General features: G+C 34.0%; 12 protein-coding genes. 8 read left to right on the plus strand and 4 right to left on the minus strand.

Annotation, left to right across the window (positions count from 1 at the left end):
* The first annotated feature begins 616 nt into the window (after positions 1-616).
* The 5 genes from COE53_RS14970 (at position 617) to COE53_RS14990 (ending at position 6,370) form a co-directional block, all read left to right on the plus strand.
* Positions 617-1,039, plus strand: a complete 423-nt coding sequence (locus COE53_RS14970) for a VOC family protein (protein WP_069035280.1) — start codon at positions 617-619, stop codon at positions 1,037-1,039.
* A 185-nt stretch (positions 1,040-1,224) separates the two neighbouring features.
* Complete coding sequence (locus tag COE53_RS14975; protein ID WP_098948345.1) at positions 1,225-1,995, plus strand: MurR/RpiR family transcriptional regulator; 771 nt, start codon at positions 1,225-1,227, stop codon at positions 1,993-1,995.
* A 191-nt stretch (positions 1,996-2,186) separates the two neighbouring features.
* On the plus strand, positions 2,187-3,749 hold the full coding sequence (gene malX / locus COE53_RS14980) for a maltose/glucose-specific PTS transporter subunit IIBC (RefSeq protein ID WP_069035282.1): 1,563 nt from the start codon (positions 2,187-2,189) through the stop codon (positions 3,747-3,749).
* 20 nt (positions 3,750-3,769) lie between these two features.
* Positions 3,770-4,960 (plus strand): MalY/PatB family protein, encoded by a 1,191-nt coding sequence (locus COE53_RS14985; protein WP_098948346.1) that lies wholly within the window; start codon positions 3,770-3,772, stop codon positions 4,958-4,960.
* Positions 4,961-5,140: 180 nt separating this feature from the next.
* Positions 5,141-6,370, plus strand: a complete 1,230-nt coding sequence (locus tag COE53_RS14990; protein WP_098948347.1) for an MFS transporter — start codon at positions 5,141-5,143, stop codon at positions 6,368-6,370.
* A gap of 44 nt (positions 6,371-6,414) precedes the next feature.
* Here COE53_RS14990 and truA read toward each other — a convergent pair whose 3' ends face one another.
* Complete coding sequence (gene truA / locus COE53_RS14995; protein ID WP_098948348.1) at positions 6,415-7,158, minus strand: tRNA pseudouridine(38-40) synthase TruA; 744 nt, start codon at positions 7,156-7,158, stop codon at positions 6,415-6,417.
* 247 nt (positions 7,159-7,405) lie between these two features.
* Between truA and COE53_RS15000 the strand changes: the two genes are divergently transcribed.
* The 3 genes from COE53_RS15000 (at position 7,406) to COE53_RS15010 (ending at position 11,354) form a co-directional block, all read left to right on the plus strand.
* On the plus strand, positions 7,406-8,524 hold the full coding sequence (locus tag COE53_RS15000; RefSeq protein ID WP_069035286.1) for a CdaR family transcriptional regulator: 1,119 nt from the start codon (positions 7,406-7,408) through the stop codon (positions 8,522-8,524).
* An 86-nt stretch (positions 8,525-8,610) separates the two neighbouring features.
* A complete protein-coding gene (glcD, locus tag COE53_RS15005; RefSeq protein WP_069035287.1) occupies positions 8,611-10,023 on the plus strand; it encodes a glycolate oxidase subunit GlcD in 1,413 nt (470 codons plus the stop codon).
* Positions 10,020-11,354 (plus strand): (Fe-S)-binding protein, encoded by a 1,335-nt coding sequence (locus COE53_RS15010; protein ID WP_091023156.1) that lies wholly within the window; start codon positions 10,020-10,022, stop codon positions 11,352-11,354. Before glcD ends, COE53_RS15010 begins: the two co-directional genes overlap by 4 nt.
* Before the next feature lie 116 nt (positions 11,355-11,470).
* Here the strand turns inward: COE53_RS15010 and COE53_RS15015 are convergent, their stop codons facing one another.
* The 3 genes from COE53_RS15015 to murQ all read right to left on the minus strand — a co-directional run bounded on the left by COE53_RS15015 (position 11,471) and on the right by murQ (position 15,194).
* Positions 11,471-12,868, minus strand: a complete 1,398-nt coding sequence (locus COE53_RS15015) for an Ig-like domain-containing protein (protein ID WP_098948349.1) — start codon at positions 12,866-12,868, stop codon at positions 11,471-11,473.
* 377 nt (positions 12,869-13,245) lie between these two features.
* Positions 13,246-14,100 (minus strand): MurR/RpiR family transcriptional regulator, encoded by an 855-nt coding sequence (locus tag COE53_RS15020; RefSeq protein WP_069035290.1) that lies wholly within the window; start codon positions 14,098-14,100, stop codon positions 13,246-13,248.
* Between the two features lie 203 nt (positions 14,101-14,303).
* Positions 14,304-15,194 (minus strand): N-acetylmuramic acid 6-phosphate etherase, encoded by an 891-nt coding sequence (murQ, locus tag COE53_RS15025; RefSeq protein WP_098948350.1) that lies wholly within the window; start codon positions 15,192-15,194, stop codon positions 14,304-14,306.
* Between the last annotated feature and the right edge of the window lie 3 nt (positions 15,195-15,197).

The raw sequence follows: 15,197 nt of genomic DNA on the forward strand, positions 1-15,197 counted from the left end.
CATTTTCAATTGGGGTCATTATTTTATGAATAGGTAAAAATATGCTATTAAAAGTAATCTGAACAATCAGATTTTACCATCTTTACGACAAACTTCTACTTATTTTCCACCTGAACATTGGAAGGTTTGGTAAGTTGATAGATAATGAAGCATTTTTGTGTAAAAATTGTTTTTAGATTATCAATGAAGTAGATTTCAGAAAAAAATACTTCAATATAGGAAGTATTTCAATGGTATCAGATGCACTTTGATTGTTTTGGATGTACTTATTGGTTATGCTTTTGTTTTAATTGCTGTTTATTTGCGGTTCCAAGATTTTATTTGCCATTTCCCATTTTTAATTGCGATTTCACGAATTTATTTGCCATTCCTCATTTTTAATTGTGATTACACGAATTTATTTGCCATTTCCCATTTTTAATTGCGATTACACGAATTTATTTGCCATTTCCCATTTTTAATTCCTCCTCTAACGATTAATACAATTTCCCACCTCAAAAAAAATCAGAATTTTTCATACAATTTACAATTCTTAGTTTGTTAAATTACCTTTTTTTGGATAGAATGGATTTGTAGGCTTTTAAAGTCTTAATACATAACATTAGGAGTGAAAAAAATGCCAATCGATGTTTATTTAAATTTTAATGGTAATACACGTGAAGCAGTTGAATTCTATGCGTCTGTATTTAACACAGAAACACCAAAAATTATGACTTTCGGTGAAGCACCCCCAAATCCAGAATACCCACTACCTGAAGAAGCGAAAAATTTAGTTATGCATACTAGACTGAACATTAGCGGTAGCAATGTTATGTTCTCTGATACTTTCCCTGGTTTCCCTTTTAACCAAGGTAATAATATTCATTTATCTTTTTTAAGTGAGGACTTAGAAGAACTTAGATCTGTCTTTACTAAATTAAGTGATGGCGGTAAAGTAGAAATGGAACTTCAAGAAACATTTTGGAGTAAAGCTTATGGTAGCCTAACAGATAAATTCGGCATTCATTGGATGTTTAATCACGGTACTGGTGAATTTTAAATTATAGATAAAAAAAGGAAATGAACCCTGTTAATAGGATTCATTTCCTTTTTTTACATATTTCTACTACACTTCCTCATTTGAGAAATCTCTCATCTTGCTCCTAACTCTATATTTCTTTTCATTCAGAATATTTACTATATAATAAAGTATATTTCTAGTTCTCTAAAAGTAGGTGAAATTTTATGCAAATACTATTAAAACGATTATCACAAAATAGAGAAAAACTTAGCCAGCTTGAAAAACAAGTATTGGATTATATTTTACAAAATACGGATTATATTACGAAGCTGAATCTTGATGAATTATCAAAAGAGCTTTATGTATCTACAGCAACAATTAGTAGAACATGCCAGCAATTAGGCTTTCGTGGGTTTCAAGATTTAAAATATACCCTTTCAATGGAAACAAATAAAGTTCAAAGTCCAGTTTCCTCTACCTCCTATCTACTTAATACTCATATAGAGAGAATGAAAGAAGAAATGGAAAAAACATTGGAATTTATTGATGAAGAAAAGATTAAACTAGCTGCTAATTATCTAAAGCAAAGTACACATGTAGAAATATTCGGAGTTGGTAACTCCCTTCCCGCTTGTGTCGACGCTTCTAGAAAACTCATGTTTGCAGGAAAGTTATGTAATGCGCGAACTGATTGGGACGAGCTACGTAGTGCTGCAAATAGTTTAACTGAAAATGATTTGGCCATACTAGTTTCATTTAGTGGGGAGACTTTACATATGTTAGAATTTGCCCATATTTTAAAGAAACGGAATGTTAAAACGATCGCCATAACTGGCAGCCACTCAAATCGTTTACAAAAAGAAGTTAATCTATCTCTTCAAGCTTATATTACAAGCACATACTTTGGTGAGCTTGATATGACATCAAGGTTTCCATTAAGTATGGTACTAGATTTCATTATTATTGCCTATTTAAACGAAATGAAAATATGTTAGGTATTTAAAAGAGACAGAAGTCGTCAATTACCAGACCACTACTGACTCTTTTTCTTTATGAACTTATTAAGCTACTTAAAGTAAGCAATATACAAAAAATGTACACGCTTACATAAACACCTCAAACGGTTGTTAAACAATTTTGCCGTGAGTATTCTTAAGACATAATAAAAAACGAAGGAGCTAAAAACATGGCAAAGAAGAAGTCCGTTAAATCACAACTTTGGGAATTTTTTCAAGGGCTAGGTAAGACCTTTATGGTGCCTGTAGCATTATTAGCCTTTATGGGTCTTATATTAGGGATCGGAAGCTCATTTACTAGTCCGACAACTATTGAGACATTCCCATTTTTAGGAAACTCCGTACTCCAAGTTATTTTTAGCTTTATGTCCACTATTGGTGGATTTGCATTTTCATACTTACCAGTTTTATTTGCAATGGCAATTCCGTTTGGACTTGTACGATATGAAAAAGGTGTCGCTGCTTTCTCGGGATTTGTTGGTTACGTCATCATGCACTTATCGATTAATTTTTATTTAACAGAAACAAATCAATTAGTAGCGGTAGATAAAATGCGCCAAGCTGGTCAAGGTATGGTTATGGGCATTCAAACAATTGAAATGGGCGTATTAGGCGGTATCATCGCTGGTATTATTGTCTATTTATTGCACAACCGCTTTTATAGTATTAAACTTCCAGATGCATTTGCATTTTTTGGTGGTGCTCGCTTTGTTCCAATCATAACGACACTTGCATTATCAGTTGTTGGGATCATCATTCCGATGATCTGGCCGATTTTCGCAATTGCTATTACAGGAATCGGAAGTTTAATTCAAAAATCTGGCGTTTTCGGGCCATTTTTATTCGGTGCTGGTGAGCGTTTACTACTTCCATTTGGTCTTCACCATATTTTAGTTGCAATGATTCGATTCACAGAGGCTGGTGGTACTGAAGTCGTTAATGGTCAAACGGTTTCAGGAGCTCTAAATATTTTCTATGCACAATTAAAAGCCGGTGCTCCGATCAGTCCATCAGCGACAGCATTCTTATCTCAAGGAAAAATGCCAACATTCATGTTTGGTTTACCTGCAGTAGCGCTTGCGATTTATCATACTGCCCGTCCAGAAAATCGTAATAAAATTAAGGGGTTATTAATCTCTGGTGTTATTGCAACTTTTGTAACCGGTATCACTGAGCCAATTGAATTCTTGTTCTTGTTCGTTTCTCCACCTTTATATTTCATCCACGTTATTTTAACGGGTCTAGGTTTTATGGTAATGGCTTTATTACATTTAACAATTGGTAACACAGATGGTGGAATATTAGACTTTATTATCTTTGGCGTTTTACAAGGAGTAAAAACAAAGTGGTATCTTGTACCTGTAATAGGGGCAATTTGGTTTACCGTATACTATTCAGTTTTCAGATATGCAATTTTGAAATTTAATTTAAAAACTCCTGGTAGAGAAGAAAAAATTGATGATCAACAAGGTGAGGAACCATTGGTGAAAGGCACAAATGCCCAAGCATTAAAAATTCTCACTGCTTTAGGTGGCAAAGAGAACATTCAATCACTAGATAACTGCATTACAAGATTAAGACTTGTTGTAGATAATATGAATATAGTTAATGAAAAAGTTCTAAAGGATTGTGGTGCACTTGGTGTTGTAAAGTTAGACGAACACAATTTACAAGTCGTTATTGGTCCACAAGTTGGTATTCTTAAAACACAATTAGAAAAATTATCATCTTAAATAAATTGGGGTTGTACGAAATGAAATACAAATTTGATCAGATATTTGATCGGACCGGTACTTATTGTACACAGTGGGACTATATTGAAGATCGATTTGGAGTGCCAGATTTACTACCATTCTCGATTTCAGATACTGACTTTCAAAGTCCCGATGAAGTAATACACGCTATAGAAAAAAGAATGAAACACGGTATATTTGGCTATACGCGATGGAATCATACTGAATTTAAAGAAGCAATTATAGATTGGTTTCGTAACCGATTCTCTTGTGAAATAAAAGAAGATTGGATTGTTTATAGTCCAAGTGTCATTTATTCAATTTCAAAACTAATCGAATACTTGACGAATGAAGGTGATCATGTCGTTATCCAGACTCCGGCTTATGACGCTTTCTTTAAAGTCATTCAAGATAACAATCGTTTCATTTCTGACAATCAATTAATCTACGAAAATGGTAAGTACCGAATCAACTTTGAAGATTTAGAACAGAAACTATCTCACGAGCGTGCCAAGGTCCTTCTACTTTGTAGCCCGCATAACCCTACAGGACGTGTTTGGACAAAACATGAATTAGATATAATTGATGGCTTATGTAATAAACATAATGTATTTATTATTTCAGATGAAATTCATATGGATGTTGTACATGATCCTTATTCCCATAGTCCGATTATAACCACTGGCAGTGACTTGAGAAATGTGTGTATATGCACTTCCGCGAGTAAAACGTTTAACACTCCTGGACTAGGTGGATCATATATGATTTTACCTAATGAAACGATAAAACAAGCTTTTCTTTTATCATTGAAAAATCGAGATGGCCTTTCATCCGCAAGTATTTTTGGGACGTTAGCGACAATTGAAGCCTACAAAACTTGTGAAGAGTGGGTTGATGAATTGACCGAATATATTCATGATAATTTAAAAACAGTAGAAGACTTTATTAACGAACAACTTCCGAATCTTAAATTTACAGTGCCAGAATCAACATACCTAGCATGGATTGATATTTCCAGGCTACCTTTTTCTAGCGAGCAATTACAACATGCACTTGTTCATCATGCAAAAGTTGCCATCATGCCCGGTGAGACCTATGGTGAAGTTGGTAAAGGATTTATCCGTATGAATATCGGCTGCCCAAAGCCTAAGATTATTGAGGGATTAAATCGTCTAAAAAAGGCAATAGATTACTTAAAAAGTAATAACTAGTTAATTTAATAACCTCTAAAAGTAGAAAATCAAAAAACTACTTTTAGAGGTTTATTCATTTGAAGAAAATAGTTAAATATCCCTTATTCAATTTTGTTAACAAGTAGTTATTAATTAGCAAAGTAACATATATTCTATTAAATCGCTTTTTTTTAGAATATAAATTGGGGAAGTGTTAGAATGTATTCCACTAAAGCTATTAAGCATTCATCAAACTGGTATGTCTTACTTTCGTTTGCTGTACTTGCTGGAATTAGTCAAATGCTTTGGTTAAATTTTGCACCTCTAATTTCATATTTAAAATCGCATTATGAAGTTTCAGAATCAGATATTAATCGGTTATTAATTGTATTTCCATTAATTTATATCGTATTTTCTATTCATTCAGGTAAAGTAATAGATCGAGCTGGCTATCGATTTAGCATTTTACTAGGTGGCATTTTCATGTCAGTTTTTTCTACTATTAGAATTTTTGATTCAAGCTTCTCGTTTTTACTAATTGGTCAAATAGGAATTGCGATTGGCCAACCTTATATTTTAAATGCAATATCAAGTTTAGTAGTTGATTGGTTTCCGAAAAATAAACAAGCTACCGCCACTGGCATAGGTACAGTCGGTATGTTCGTCGGTATGGCAGTAGCCTTAGCAGGGACACCGCTTCTTGTAGATCTTTTTGGATTCCAAGCCACATTAGTCATCATGGCAATTTTAACTATACTTGCAACACTCGTCTTTTACTTCATCGGTCATCATAATTCAGATTTCAACCGAAATTCCAGTACTTCAGGAAGTTTTAGTACTACATTTAAATTATTGAAAAACAAAAATCTTTTACTACTAAACATTGTTTCCTTTCTAGGCTTAGGAGTCTTTAATGGACTAACATCCTGGCTTGAACAAATCTTAAAACCGTACGGAATTTCATCAGAACAAGCCGGAATTATAGGAGGCACGGTAATAGTCGGTGGCATTATTGGTTCGATCGTTATCCCGCTGTTTTCAGATAAAATTGGTAAAAGAAAGCCCTTCTTATTAGTCACTATAATCGGCTCCCTACTATTAATCTATCCTGTTTGTACTTCAGGGAATTTTACTGTTCTAATTGTAATAGGCAGTGTACTTGGATTCATATTTTTACCAGCCTTTGCTTTGCTATTGTCTGCTACAGAAGAGCTAGTTGGTGACAAAGTTTCCGGTGAAGCTACAGGACTACTTTTAATGGCAGGGAATTTAGGAGCTGTTATTGTAATTGGAGCAATGCAGCTAATTAAAGGCGAGCAGACAACGTGGAATCATTCAGTTTTTTTCATGCTAATCTTAATGCTTATTGGATTTTTCCTTATGATTTTATTTAAAGAAAGAGCTTGTTTAGTAGTAGATAACAAGAAAAATGCTAACGAACATAAGTAAAAAAAGCATTGGAATCCATACATTCCAATGCTTTTATATTTAAATTAAGACTTAAATTCTATTTTCTCCAAATATAACCCACCCGGATCTGCAAGATTACTCACTTGAGCACGATCCTTTAAGTCAATTATTTTCGATATATTTTCAGCTTGTAGTCTACCTGCTCCAACTTCAATTAGTGTTCCTACGATTTTTCTTACCATATTGTATAGGAAACCATTTCCACTTATTCTTATTTGAAGAAATCCGTCTATCTTTTCAAAATCAATCGAGTAGATTTCTCGTACCATCGACTTCTTTTTAGATTTGGCATTTGAGAATGCTGTAAAATCATGTTCACCTAAAAAGTACTTGGCTGCAGCCTTCATTTTTTTAAGATCTAGTTTCTCTTCTACATGCATACTATATTTGCGCATAAATGGATTCGTATATTCCTCATTCCAAATTTTATATATATACGTTTTTGAACTAGTATTATATCTTGAATGGAAACGGTCAGATTCAATCGAAACTTCCTTTATACTAATATCTCTAGGTAAATAACGATTTAAATAACTTTTAATTTCGATTTCAGGCATGTTCTCTTTTATTTTAAAATTAGCAACCTGTTCAAATGCGTGTACACCTGCATCAGTTCGACTACTTCCAATAATTTCAATTTCTCTTCCTACCATTTCTGATAGTACATTCTCAATTTTACCTTGAATTGTATTTTCACCATTACCAAGCCTTTGCCAGCCTTTATAACGGCCTCCATCATATTGAATGACTAATTTATAATTGTTCATCTCTTGCTCCTTTATCTAACTCTATGTATGTACTATTTTGTCTTTAACGTTAAGATTTTAAAGTACTTATCTTTTTTACTTCCTGCTCTTAACACTTTACCACTTTTTTATTACATATCCTATTTTTAGCCTATTGGCTCTAAGTTCATAACTTTTTTCACTTTTTCACAAACTACTTTAAGACTATATAGTAGAAATAAGACATTTTACATTATACTAATAGTAACAATTTTTAAGGGAGTTTGACATGGTACTTGATGAGTTGGCACTAAAGATTATTAATGAAGTTAGAAAGTTAATACATGAAGATATCATTATTATTAATACAGATGGCATCATAATAGCAAGTACAGACCCAGCACGAACTGGCACATTTCATGAAGGCTCATTAATTGCAATTAATGAAAGAAAAACATTCACAATCACATCTGATGATGAAAATCGTTTAAATGGTGTGAAGGCTGGAATTAATCTTCCTATTTATTTTCAAAATGAAATAGTCGGAGTAATTGGCATTACAGGAAATCCCGAGCAGATTTCCCCTTTTGGAGAAATGCTTCGTAGAATGACAGAATTATTGATTAGAGAAAACTATTATACAGATCAAATTGATTTGCAACAAAGAACGCTAGAAGCGTTTGTATTTGATTGGATTCAAGATATTGAGTGGGATGATTATTTTTATGAACGTTCTACTATGCTAAATATCGATTTAAATTATATTAGGCAGGTTATTATTTTTGAATGGGAAAATACCAAAATGGTCCCAATCGATACAAGACAACTAATAATTGATTTGGCGAATCGTAATAAAGATGACGTATTTGTTCGTTGGGGCAATAATCGAATTGTATTTTTGATGAAAGTTGACGATACGAATAAAGATATTCATATACTACAAAGAATACATGATTTATATGAGATCATAAAAAGTCGATTAAACTCACCCATTTCTGCAGGCGTTGGGCAACAAATCTCTCCAAAACAATTGCATCAATCATATCATCAAGCGGATCGAGCATTAAAAGTTGCATTAAAATCAAGTTCAATTATTTTTGATGAAGATTTAACAATTGATTTAATTCTGCAGGAACTTTCACAAGAGATTAAGAAAACATTTATAGAACGGACAATTGCACCTTTATTAAGTGAAGAAGATTTATTTATTACAATCAAAGAGTATTTAAATCAAAATCAATCTCTTAAAAATACCGCACAATCCTTACATATTCATATAAACACACTTCTATATCGCCTAGGTAAAATTACTGAATTAACGAAATTGAATCCAAAAGATATCCAAGATTTAGTTAAATTGTATATCGGAACATACCTACTAGATGATTCTACAAAAAAACACCGATAAATGGTGTTTTTTCTGTATGTTCCTCTATAGTAAATTCATCTATTTACTCTTTATACTTGAATTAAGATAATGGGGGGAATTTATTTATGATTACAAATGACATTGCACAAAGTTTCATAGCAATTGTTGGAAAAGAAAATTATGATGATTCAAAAGTGGAGAGACTCGTATATTCTTACGATGCTACACCAAATTTACAAGCTCTTCCGGATGCAGTCATTAGTCCTCGTTCTACTAAAGAAGTATCCGAAATCGTTAAAATATGTAACGAAAACCACATTCCAATCGTTCCTAGAGGTTCTGGAACGAATTTATGCGGTGGTACTTGTCCAACAGATGGCGGTATCGTGATCTTATTTAAACACTTAAACAATATTCTCGAGATAGATGAAGAAAACTTAACAATTACAGTTCAACCTGGTTTAGTGACTCTTGATATGATCAATACAATCGAAGAAAAAGGTTTATTTTATCCACCAGATCCAAGCTCAATGAAAATTTCTACAATTGGTGGAAATATTAATGAAAATTCAGGTGGTTTACGTGGATTAAAATATGGTGTAACACGTGATTATGTAATCGCACTTGAAATCGTATTAGCAAACGGAGACATCATTCGAACTGGTGGAAAGCTAGCAAAAGATGTTGCTGGATATGATTTTACTCGTTTATTTGTTGGTTCTGAAGGAACTTTAGGTATTATTACCGAGGCTACATTAAAGCTTATTCCGATGCCAGAAACGAAAAAAACAATGCTTGCATTATATGATAGCTTGGAAGATGCAGCCAAAACGGTTTCTAAAATTATCGCTAATAAAATTATTCCTACTTCCCTAGAATTTATGGATCAACCTACACTAGAAGTTGTTGAAAACTTTGCGCAGATTGGGCTACCAACCGATGTAAAAGCTGTCTTATTAATTGAACAAGATGGTCCTAGTGAAGTTGTAAACAGAGATATCGAATTAATAAAATCAATTTGTCAGCAAGAAAAATGTATTTCAGTTAGCGTAGCTAAGTCCGAAGAAGAAGCAGTAGCATTACGTACGGCTAGACGCTCTGCTCTTTCAGCTCTTGCACAATTAAGACCAACAACAATTTTAGAGGATGCGACTGTCCCTCGTTCTAAAATTGCTGAAATGGTCTCTGCAATTAATGTGATTGCTGAGAAACATAATGTAAAAATTTGTACATTCGGTCATGCAGGAGATGGAAATCTACACCCTACTTGTCCTACGGATGCTCGTAATCACGAAGAAATGGAACGAGTAGAAATGGCATTTGCAGAGATATTTGAAAAAGCAATTGAACTAGGTGGCACGATTACAGGTGAACACGGTGTTGGAATCGTAAAAGCTCCTTATCTAGAATTAAAGCTTGGTAAAGAAGGCATTAACGCAATGCTCGCTGTCAAATCAGCTTTAGATCCGAATCATATTATGAACCCAGGCAAAGTCTTTGCAAAAGACAGTCGTAAAAGAATGGTGGTGTCAAAATGACAACACTTCAAGAACAACAAGCTATCGGACAACAATTTAAAGAGCGTATGAACGAAGACGAGCTTTTAAACTGTATGCGATGCGGTTTTTGTTTACCGAGCTGTCCAACATATATTGAATCCGGTCAAAAAGAATCACACTCACCACGTGGTCGCATCGCTTTAATGAAAGCAGTAACGGATGGATTAATTGAACCAGATGAAGATGTGGAACGTACACTTGAGCTTTGTCTTGGATGCCGTGCATGTGAGCCTGTTTGCCCTTCTGGTGTGAAATACGGTCATCTACTAGAAGAAGCTAGAGATATTATTGCTCAACACAAAAAACATTCACTCCCTGCACGAGCTGTTCGTAAAGTTGTATTTAAAGAACTTTTCCCGCATCAAAAACGTATGAGACTTGCAGTTGGTTTATTAGGTTTATATCAACGAACAGGCCTTCAAGTCGTAGCAAGAAAAGCTGGTATTATGAAGTTGATCCCAAACAATTTATCTGCAATGGAAAAGGTTTTACCAAAGGTCCCTACTATGAAACAAATGAAGTCACGCCCTGACTATTTGCCACCATTAAAAGAAAAAGTAAAGAAGGTTGCATTTTTCTCTGGATGTTTAATGGATACAATGTTCTTAGAAACAAACAATGCAACGATGAAGCTTTTACAATTAGCTGGTTGTGAAATTGTCATACCAAAAGACCAGGCGTGTTGTGGTGCATTACATGGTCATAGTGGTGAAAAGTCCATTGCAAAAGATATGGCAAAGAAAAACATCGAAGCCTTCGAAAATCTCGGAGTAGATTATATCATTACAAATGCAGGTGGCTGTGGTGGTTTCCTAATTGACTATGATCATCTTCTTAAAGATGATCCAAATTGGAAAGATCGAGCTCTTGCGTTTAAAAATAAACTAAAAGATATATCAGAAATTCTAGTAGAAGTTGAGTTTCATAACAAAGTGAAATTAAGTTTACCAGAACAAATTATTACGTATCAGGATTCATGCCATTTAAGAAATGTCATGAAAACCGCTTCTGCTCCAAGAACATTATTGAAGTCAATTCAAAATATATATTATCACGAAATGAAAGATGCAGATCGTTGCTGCGGCTCAGCTGGTATTTATAATATCGTCGAATCCGAAATGTCAATGCAAATACTAGATTACAAGATGAAACAAGCAACAAAAACACAAGCTACTACAATTGTAACTGCTAACCCTGGATGCTTATTACAAATGAAGCTAGGTGTAGATCGAGAGAATCAATCAGAACATATGGAAGTTGTACACATAGTTGATTTACTTTTAAAAGCCGCTGAATATAAAGCAAATTAATTCTAAAAAAAACACAAGGAAATTAATTTTCCTTGTGTTTTTTATTACCCTACTATACGTTTTGATTTTATAAAATCAAAGGGCCATGGAAAGAATCCTTGGATCCCATGTAAATATTAATGACTTACAACTGTATATTTTGCAGCAGCACTTGTATTTCCTGCTTTATCTTTTGCAGTTACAGAAATAACTGTTCCTTTTTTCTGTGCTTTGATACTAACTGAATAAACTCCACTAGAGTTAGTTGTTGCAGATCCTAATACAGTAGTACCTTTTTTAACTGTCACAATTGAACCTTTTTCAGCTTTTCCAGTAACTTTTAAATCATTGTCGTCTACACGATTAATCGTTGGTTTAGATGGTGGGATTACATCAACGACAGTTACTGTAGTCGCTACGCTTGTATTTCCTGCAGCATCTTTAGCAGTTACCGTTAATTTTGTCCCAGCCGCTTGAACCGCGATTTTCGCTGAAAACGTTCCAGTAGTTGTAGCCTTTACAGTCGCTAGTGTTGTTGTCCCTCTTTTAATCGCAACAGTAGAACCAGCTTCAGCTTTACCTGTTACAACTACATCATTATTATCAACTCTGTTAACAGTTGGTTTTGCAGGCGCAATTACGTCTACAACCTTTGTTGTTCCAGCCACACTCGTATTACCAGCAGCGTCTTTAGCATAAACACTTAACGTTACTCCAGCTTTTTGAACAGGAATCTTAACTGAATAAGTTCCAGTAGATGTCGCTTTTGCACTTCCTAATACCGTACTACCGTTTTTAACGGTTACAGTAGAATTAGCTTCAGCCTTTCCAGTTACAACTAAATCGTTATTATCAACTTTATTTACAGTTGGTTTGGCTGGTTTTACATTATCATTAAATAATGTATAGATTCCGTAGAAATCATCTGCAGTATTATCATCATACTCATCATAATCATAGTCAGTTACGCCCACATAATATGTACCTGCTTTTACTTGGTAATATTGGTGTTCAAAACCAGTTTCGTCATCATAATCATCACCTGTAGGTATAATGTTACCATTATCCACGAAATCTTTTTCTACAAGACCATAAAGTAGGTCAATAGCATCTGAATTAGTAGTTCCAGCTACCATTACCTCCCCATCCGTAGGTACAACTACTTTATAAAAATCGAAATCTCCATATGGAAGTAATTGACCAATCATAAAAGGAGAAAATGGTAAATCATTTGCATAATCGAAATCATCGTTATATTCTGTCTCATACAGATTATCTTCATCATCTGCTGCCGTGTTGTAGCTTGATAGTTTAATAGATGACTTGTTATTAAAACGGTCAAGGTGTGACTTAAAATTTGAGTCATTAAACGTGTGAAACTCCTTTGGCACTTTCGTAGGTAGCTTTTCAACGTGGCTCTCACTGCTTTTCTTTAATAAATTATAATAGTTTCCTTCAGCATGAGCAGTTGTGAAAGAAAATGGTGAAGCTAATAAACCTAAAGTTGCTAAAGATAAAATTCCCTTTTTCATCATAATATTCTTTCCCCTTTGTATTTCGTTCGTTATAGTGAATCTCTTATTAGTATCCTTTAATAATTAGCTATGTGCAATACAAATTTCGCATTATACTAACAAAACTTTATGACCACCAAACAGTGCTCCGGCCAAAGTAATTGGACAACACCAATCACAATAGCATTTTCGTTTTTTCTGCCTTCCCAAGCAGCTTTCTAATCCTCCTTTGTATTTTTGTTGTTAACCATATTCTACCAACTCACCCTTTCATTTTTTTGAGCACCCAACTGCTCATCATACTAACTGTCTTAAAAATAAAAAGCACAAAGAACTTAGATTCCCTTGTGCTTTTTATATAAATTGCCTATCTCCTGTTTTAGCCTTGAACCTTACTTTTATTTTTTTAACGAAGAAATAGCCGTTCTTGTTTGATCGATATACTGAATTGTTTGATCGTACTCTTGTGTCGCGACCGCCATAAATAAAATATCGATGACATGTAGTTGAGCCATCCTTGAAGACGTTGCTCCACTTCGAAATGTTGCTTCCCTATGTGGAGAATTGAATAATTTAATGTCCGCTAAGTTTGATACAGAATTGGAACCAAATCCAGTGATACTAATGGTGTTCACGCCGTTTTCCTTTGCAATTTGAAATGCTTTCTGGACCTCTAGCGTTTCGCCAGAAAATGAAATTCCTACTAAGACATCATTCTCCTCGTGGTTCGCTATTTGAACAGCTAACAAATGCAAATCAGTAAATGCAGAGGTGTATTTTTTTATACGTAAGAACTTTTGTTGTGCGTCTAAGGCAACAACCATTGATCCACCTACACCGAAGAAATAAATATTTCTCGCTTTTGTTAAAGCTTGAACAGCTTCCTCTAAATCACTCACATTAATAATATCACTAGTATCTTTGATAGCCTGGATATTGTTATTCATCATCTTTTTAATAATGGATCCAGTTGATTCCCCTAAATTGATATCTCTTGATCCTACTTCTGTTGTTGTGATAATATCACCTGCAATTCGCAGCTTAAGCTCTTGAAAACCCTTTAGACCAAGTGAACGACATAATCGAATAATTGCAGAATTACTTGTTTGACTTCTTTCTGCAAGTTCAAAAACTGTATATTGAATCGATTTTTCTGGGTTTTCAATTATATATTTAGCTGCTCTTCTTTCAGATGGTGGAAGTTTATACAGCATTTCGTTTAACATGATTAAACCGCCATTTAGTGCATTCATTTAATCTACTCAACTCTCTTTTTATTTATATAAAATGATGAATTATAAAAATCTTTATCCGGCGTTTATTGCTTCTTTAACCGTGTTGACCACATGATTACAACAAAATTATATAGTATAAAATGAAAAATCTGAATCATATTTTGATATGAAATAGAAAAGCGACATACTAGTGAAAAAAATGACTAGTTGTCGCCTTCTAATTAATTTTTTACTACTTTGCTAATAAAACCACTAGCTTTATTCAAACTAACAATTGCTTCATCATAATTCATTCCGGTTAAAATCATAACGATTGCTACTTTCGTTTGATTATTTGCTTTCAGTAAGTAATTACTTGCCGTTTCATAATCACAGCCAGTAGCTTCAACGATTATTCTTTTTGCTCGATCAACTAGTTTACTATTCGTTAATTGCAGGTCTACCATTAGATTTTTATATACTTTTCCAATTCCAATCATTGAAGCTGTCGAAATCATATTACAAATTAATTTTTGAGATGTTCCAGCTTTTAATCGTGTAGAGCCTGTCAACACTTCTGGACCATTATCTACTTCAATTTTTTGGAGGGCAACCTCTCCAATTTTTGAATCTTTATTACATGCTACCGCTACAGTTTTTGCTCCAATATCATTTGCATACTTTAAAGCACCTAATACATAAGGCGTTCGTCCTGATGCTGCAATACCGATCACAATATCATTTTTTGTAAGTGATATTCGTAATAAGTCTGCCTTACCAAGCTCTTCGCTATCTTCGGCACCTTCAACAGCTTTAATAAAGGCCCTCTCTCCGCCTGCAATTAATCCAATGACTTCACTAGGGTTCGTTCCAAATGTAGGTGGACATTCAACTGCATCAAGCAGACCAATTCGTCCGCTTGTACCAGCACCTGTATAAATTAAACGTCCTCCGTTTTGAAATGCTTCAACAACTAGTTGAACTACCCTTGAAATCATCGGAATTTGTTCTCTAACTGCTAGAGCCACCTTTTGGTCCTCTTCATTCATTATATTTAAAAACTCATCAACGCTTAGTTGATCTAAGTTACTCGTACGCTTGTTTCTAATTTCAGTTGTTAAGTTCTCTAACACAAT

The organism is Bacillus sp. AFS029533 (assembly GCF_002585125.1).
In the GTDB taxonomy this organism is placed as follows: domain Bacteria; phylum Bacillota; class Bacilli; order Bacillales; family Bacillaceae_G; genus Gottfriedia; species Gottfriedia luciferensis_B.

What these genes read in the sequence shown, in the direction of transcription:
- COE53_RS14970 (WP_069035280.1), top strand. Translation starts at nt 617, where the DNA reads ATGCCAATCGATGTTTATTTAAATTTTAATGGTAATACACGTGAAGCA.
- COE53_RS14975 (WP_098948345.1), top strand. Translation starts at nt 1,225, where the DNA reads ATGCAAATACTATTAAAACGATTATCACAAAATAGAGAAAAACTTAGC.
- malX (WP_069035282.1), top strand. Translation starts at nt 2,187, where the DNA reads ATGGCAAAGAAGAAGTCCGTTAAATCACAACTTTGGGAATTTTTTCAA.
- COE53_RS14985 (WP_098948346.1), top strand. Translation starts at nt 3,770, where the DNA reads ATGAAATACAAATTTGATCAGATATTTGATCGGACCGGTACTTATTGT.
- COE53_RS14990 (WP_098948347.1), top strand. Translation starts at nt 5,141, where the DNA reads ATGTATTCCACTAAAGCTATTAAGCATTCATCAAACTGGTATGTCTTA.
- truA (WP_098948348.1), bottom strand. Translation starts at nt 7,158, where the DNA reads ATGAACAATTATAAATTAGTCATTCAATATGATGGAGGCCGTTATAAA.
- COE53_RS15000 (WP_069035286.1), top strand. Translation starts at nt 7,406, where the DNA reads ATGGTACTTGATGAGTTGGCACTAAAGATTATTAATGAAGTTAGAAAG.
- glcD (WP_069035287.1), top strand. Translation starts at nt 8,611, where the DNA reads ATGATTACAAATGACATTGCACAAAGTTTCATAGCAATTGTTGGAAAA.
- COE53_RS15010 (WP_091023156.1), top strand. Translation starts at nt 10,020, where the DNA reads ATGACAACACTTCAAGAACAACAAGCTATCGGACAACAATTTAAAGAG.
- COE53_RS15015 (WP_098948349.1), bottom strand. Translation starts at nt 12,868, where the DNA reads ATGATGAAAAAGGGAATTTTATCTTTAGCAACTTTAGGTTTATTAGCT.
- COE53_RS15020 (WP_069035290.1), bottom strand. Translation starts at nt 14,100, where the DNA reads ATGAATGCACTAAATGGCGGTTTAATCATGTTAAACGAAATGCTGTAT.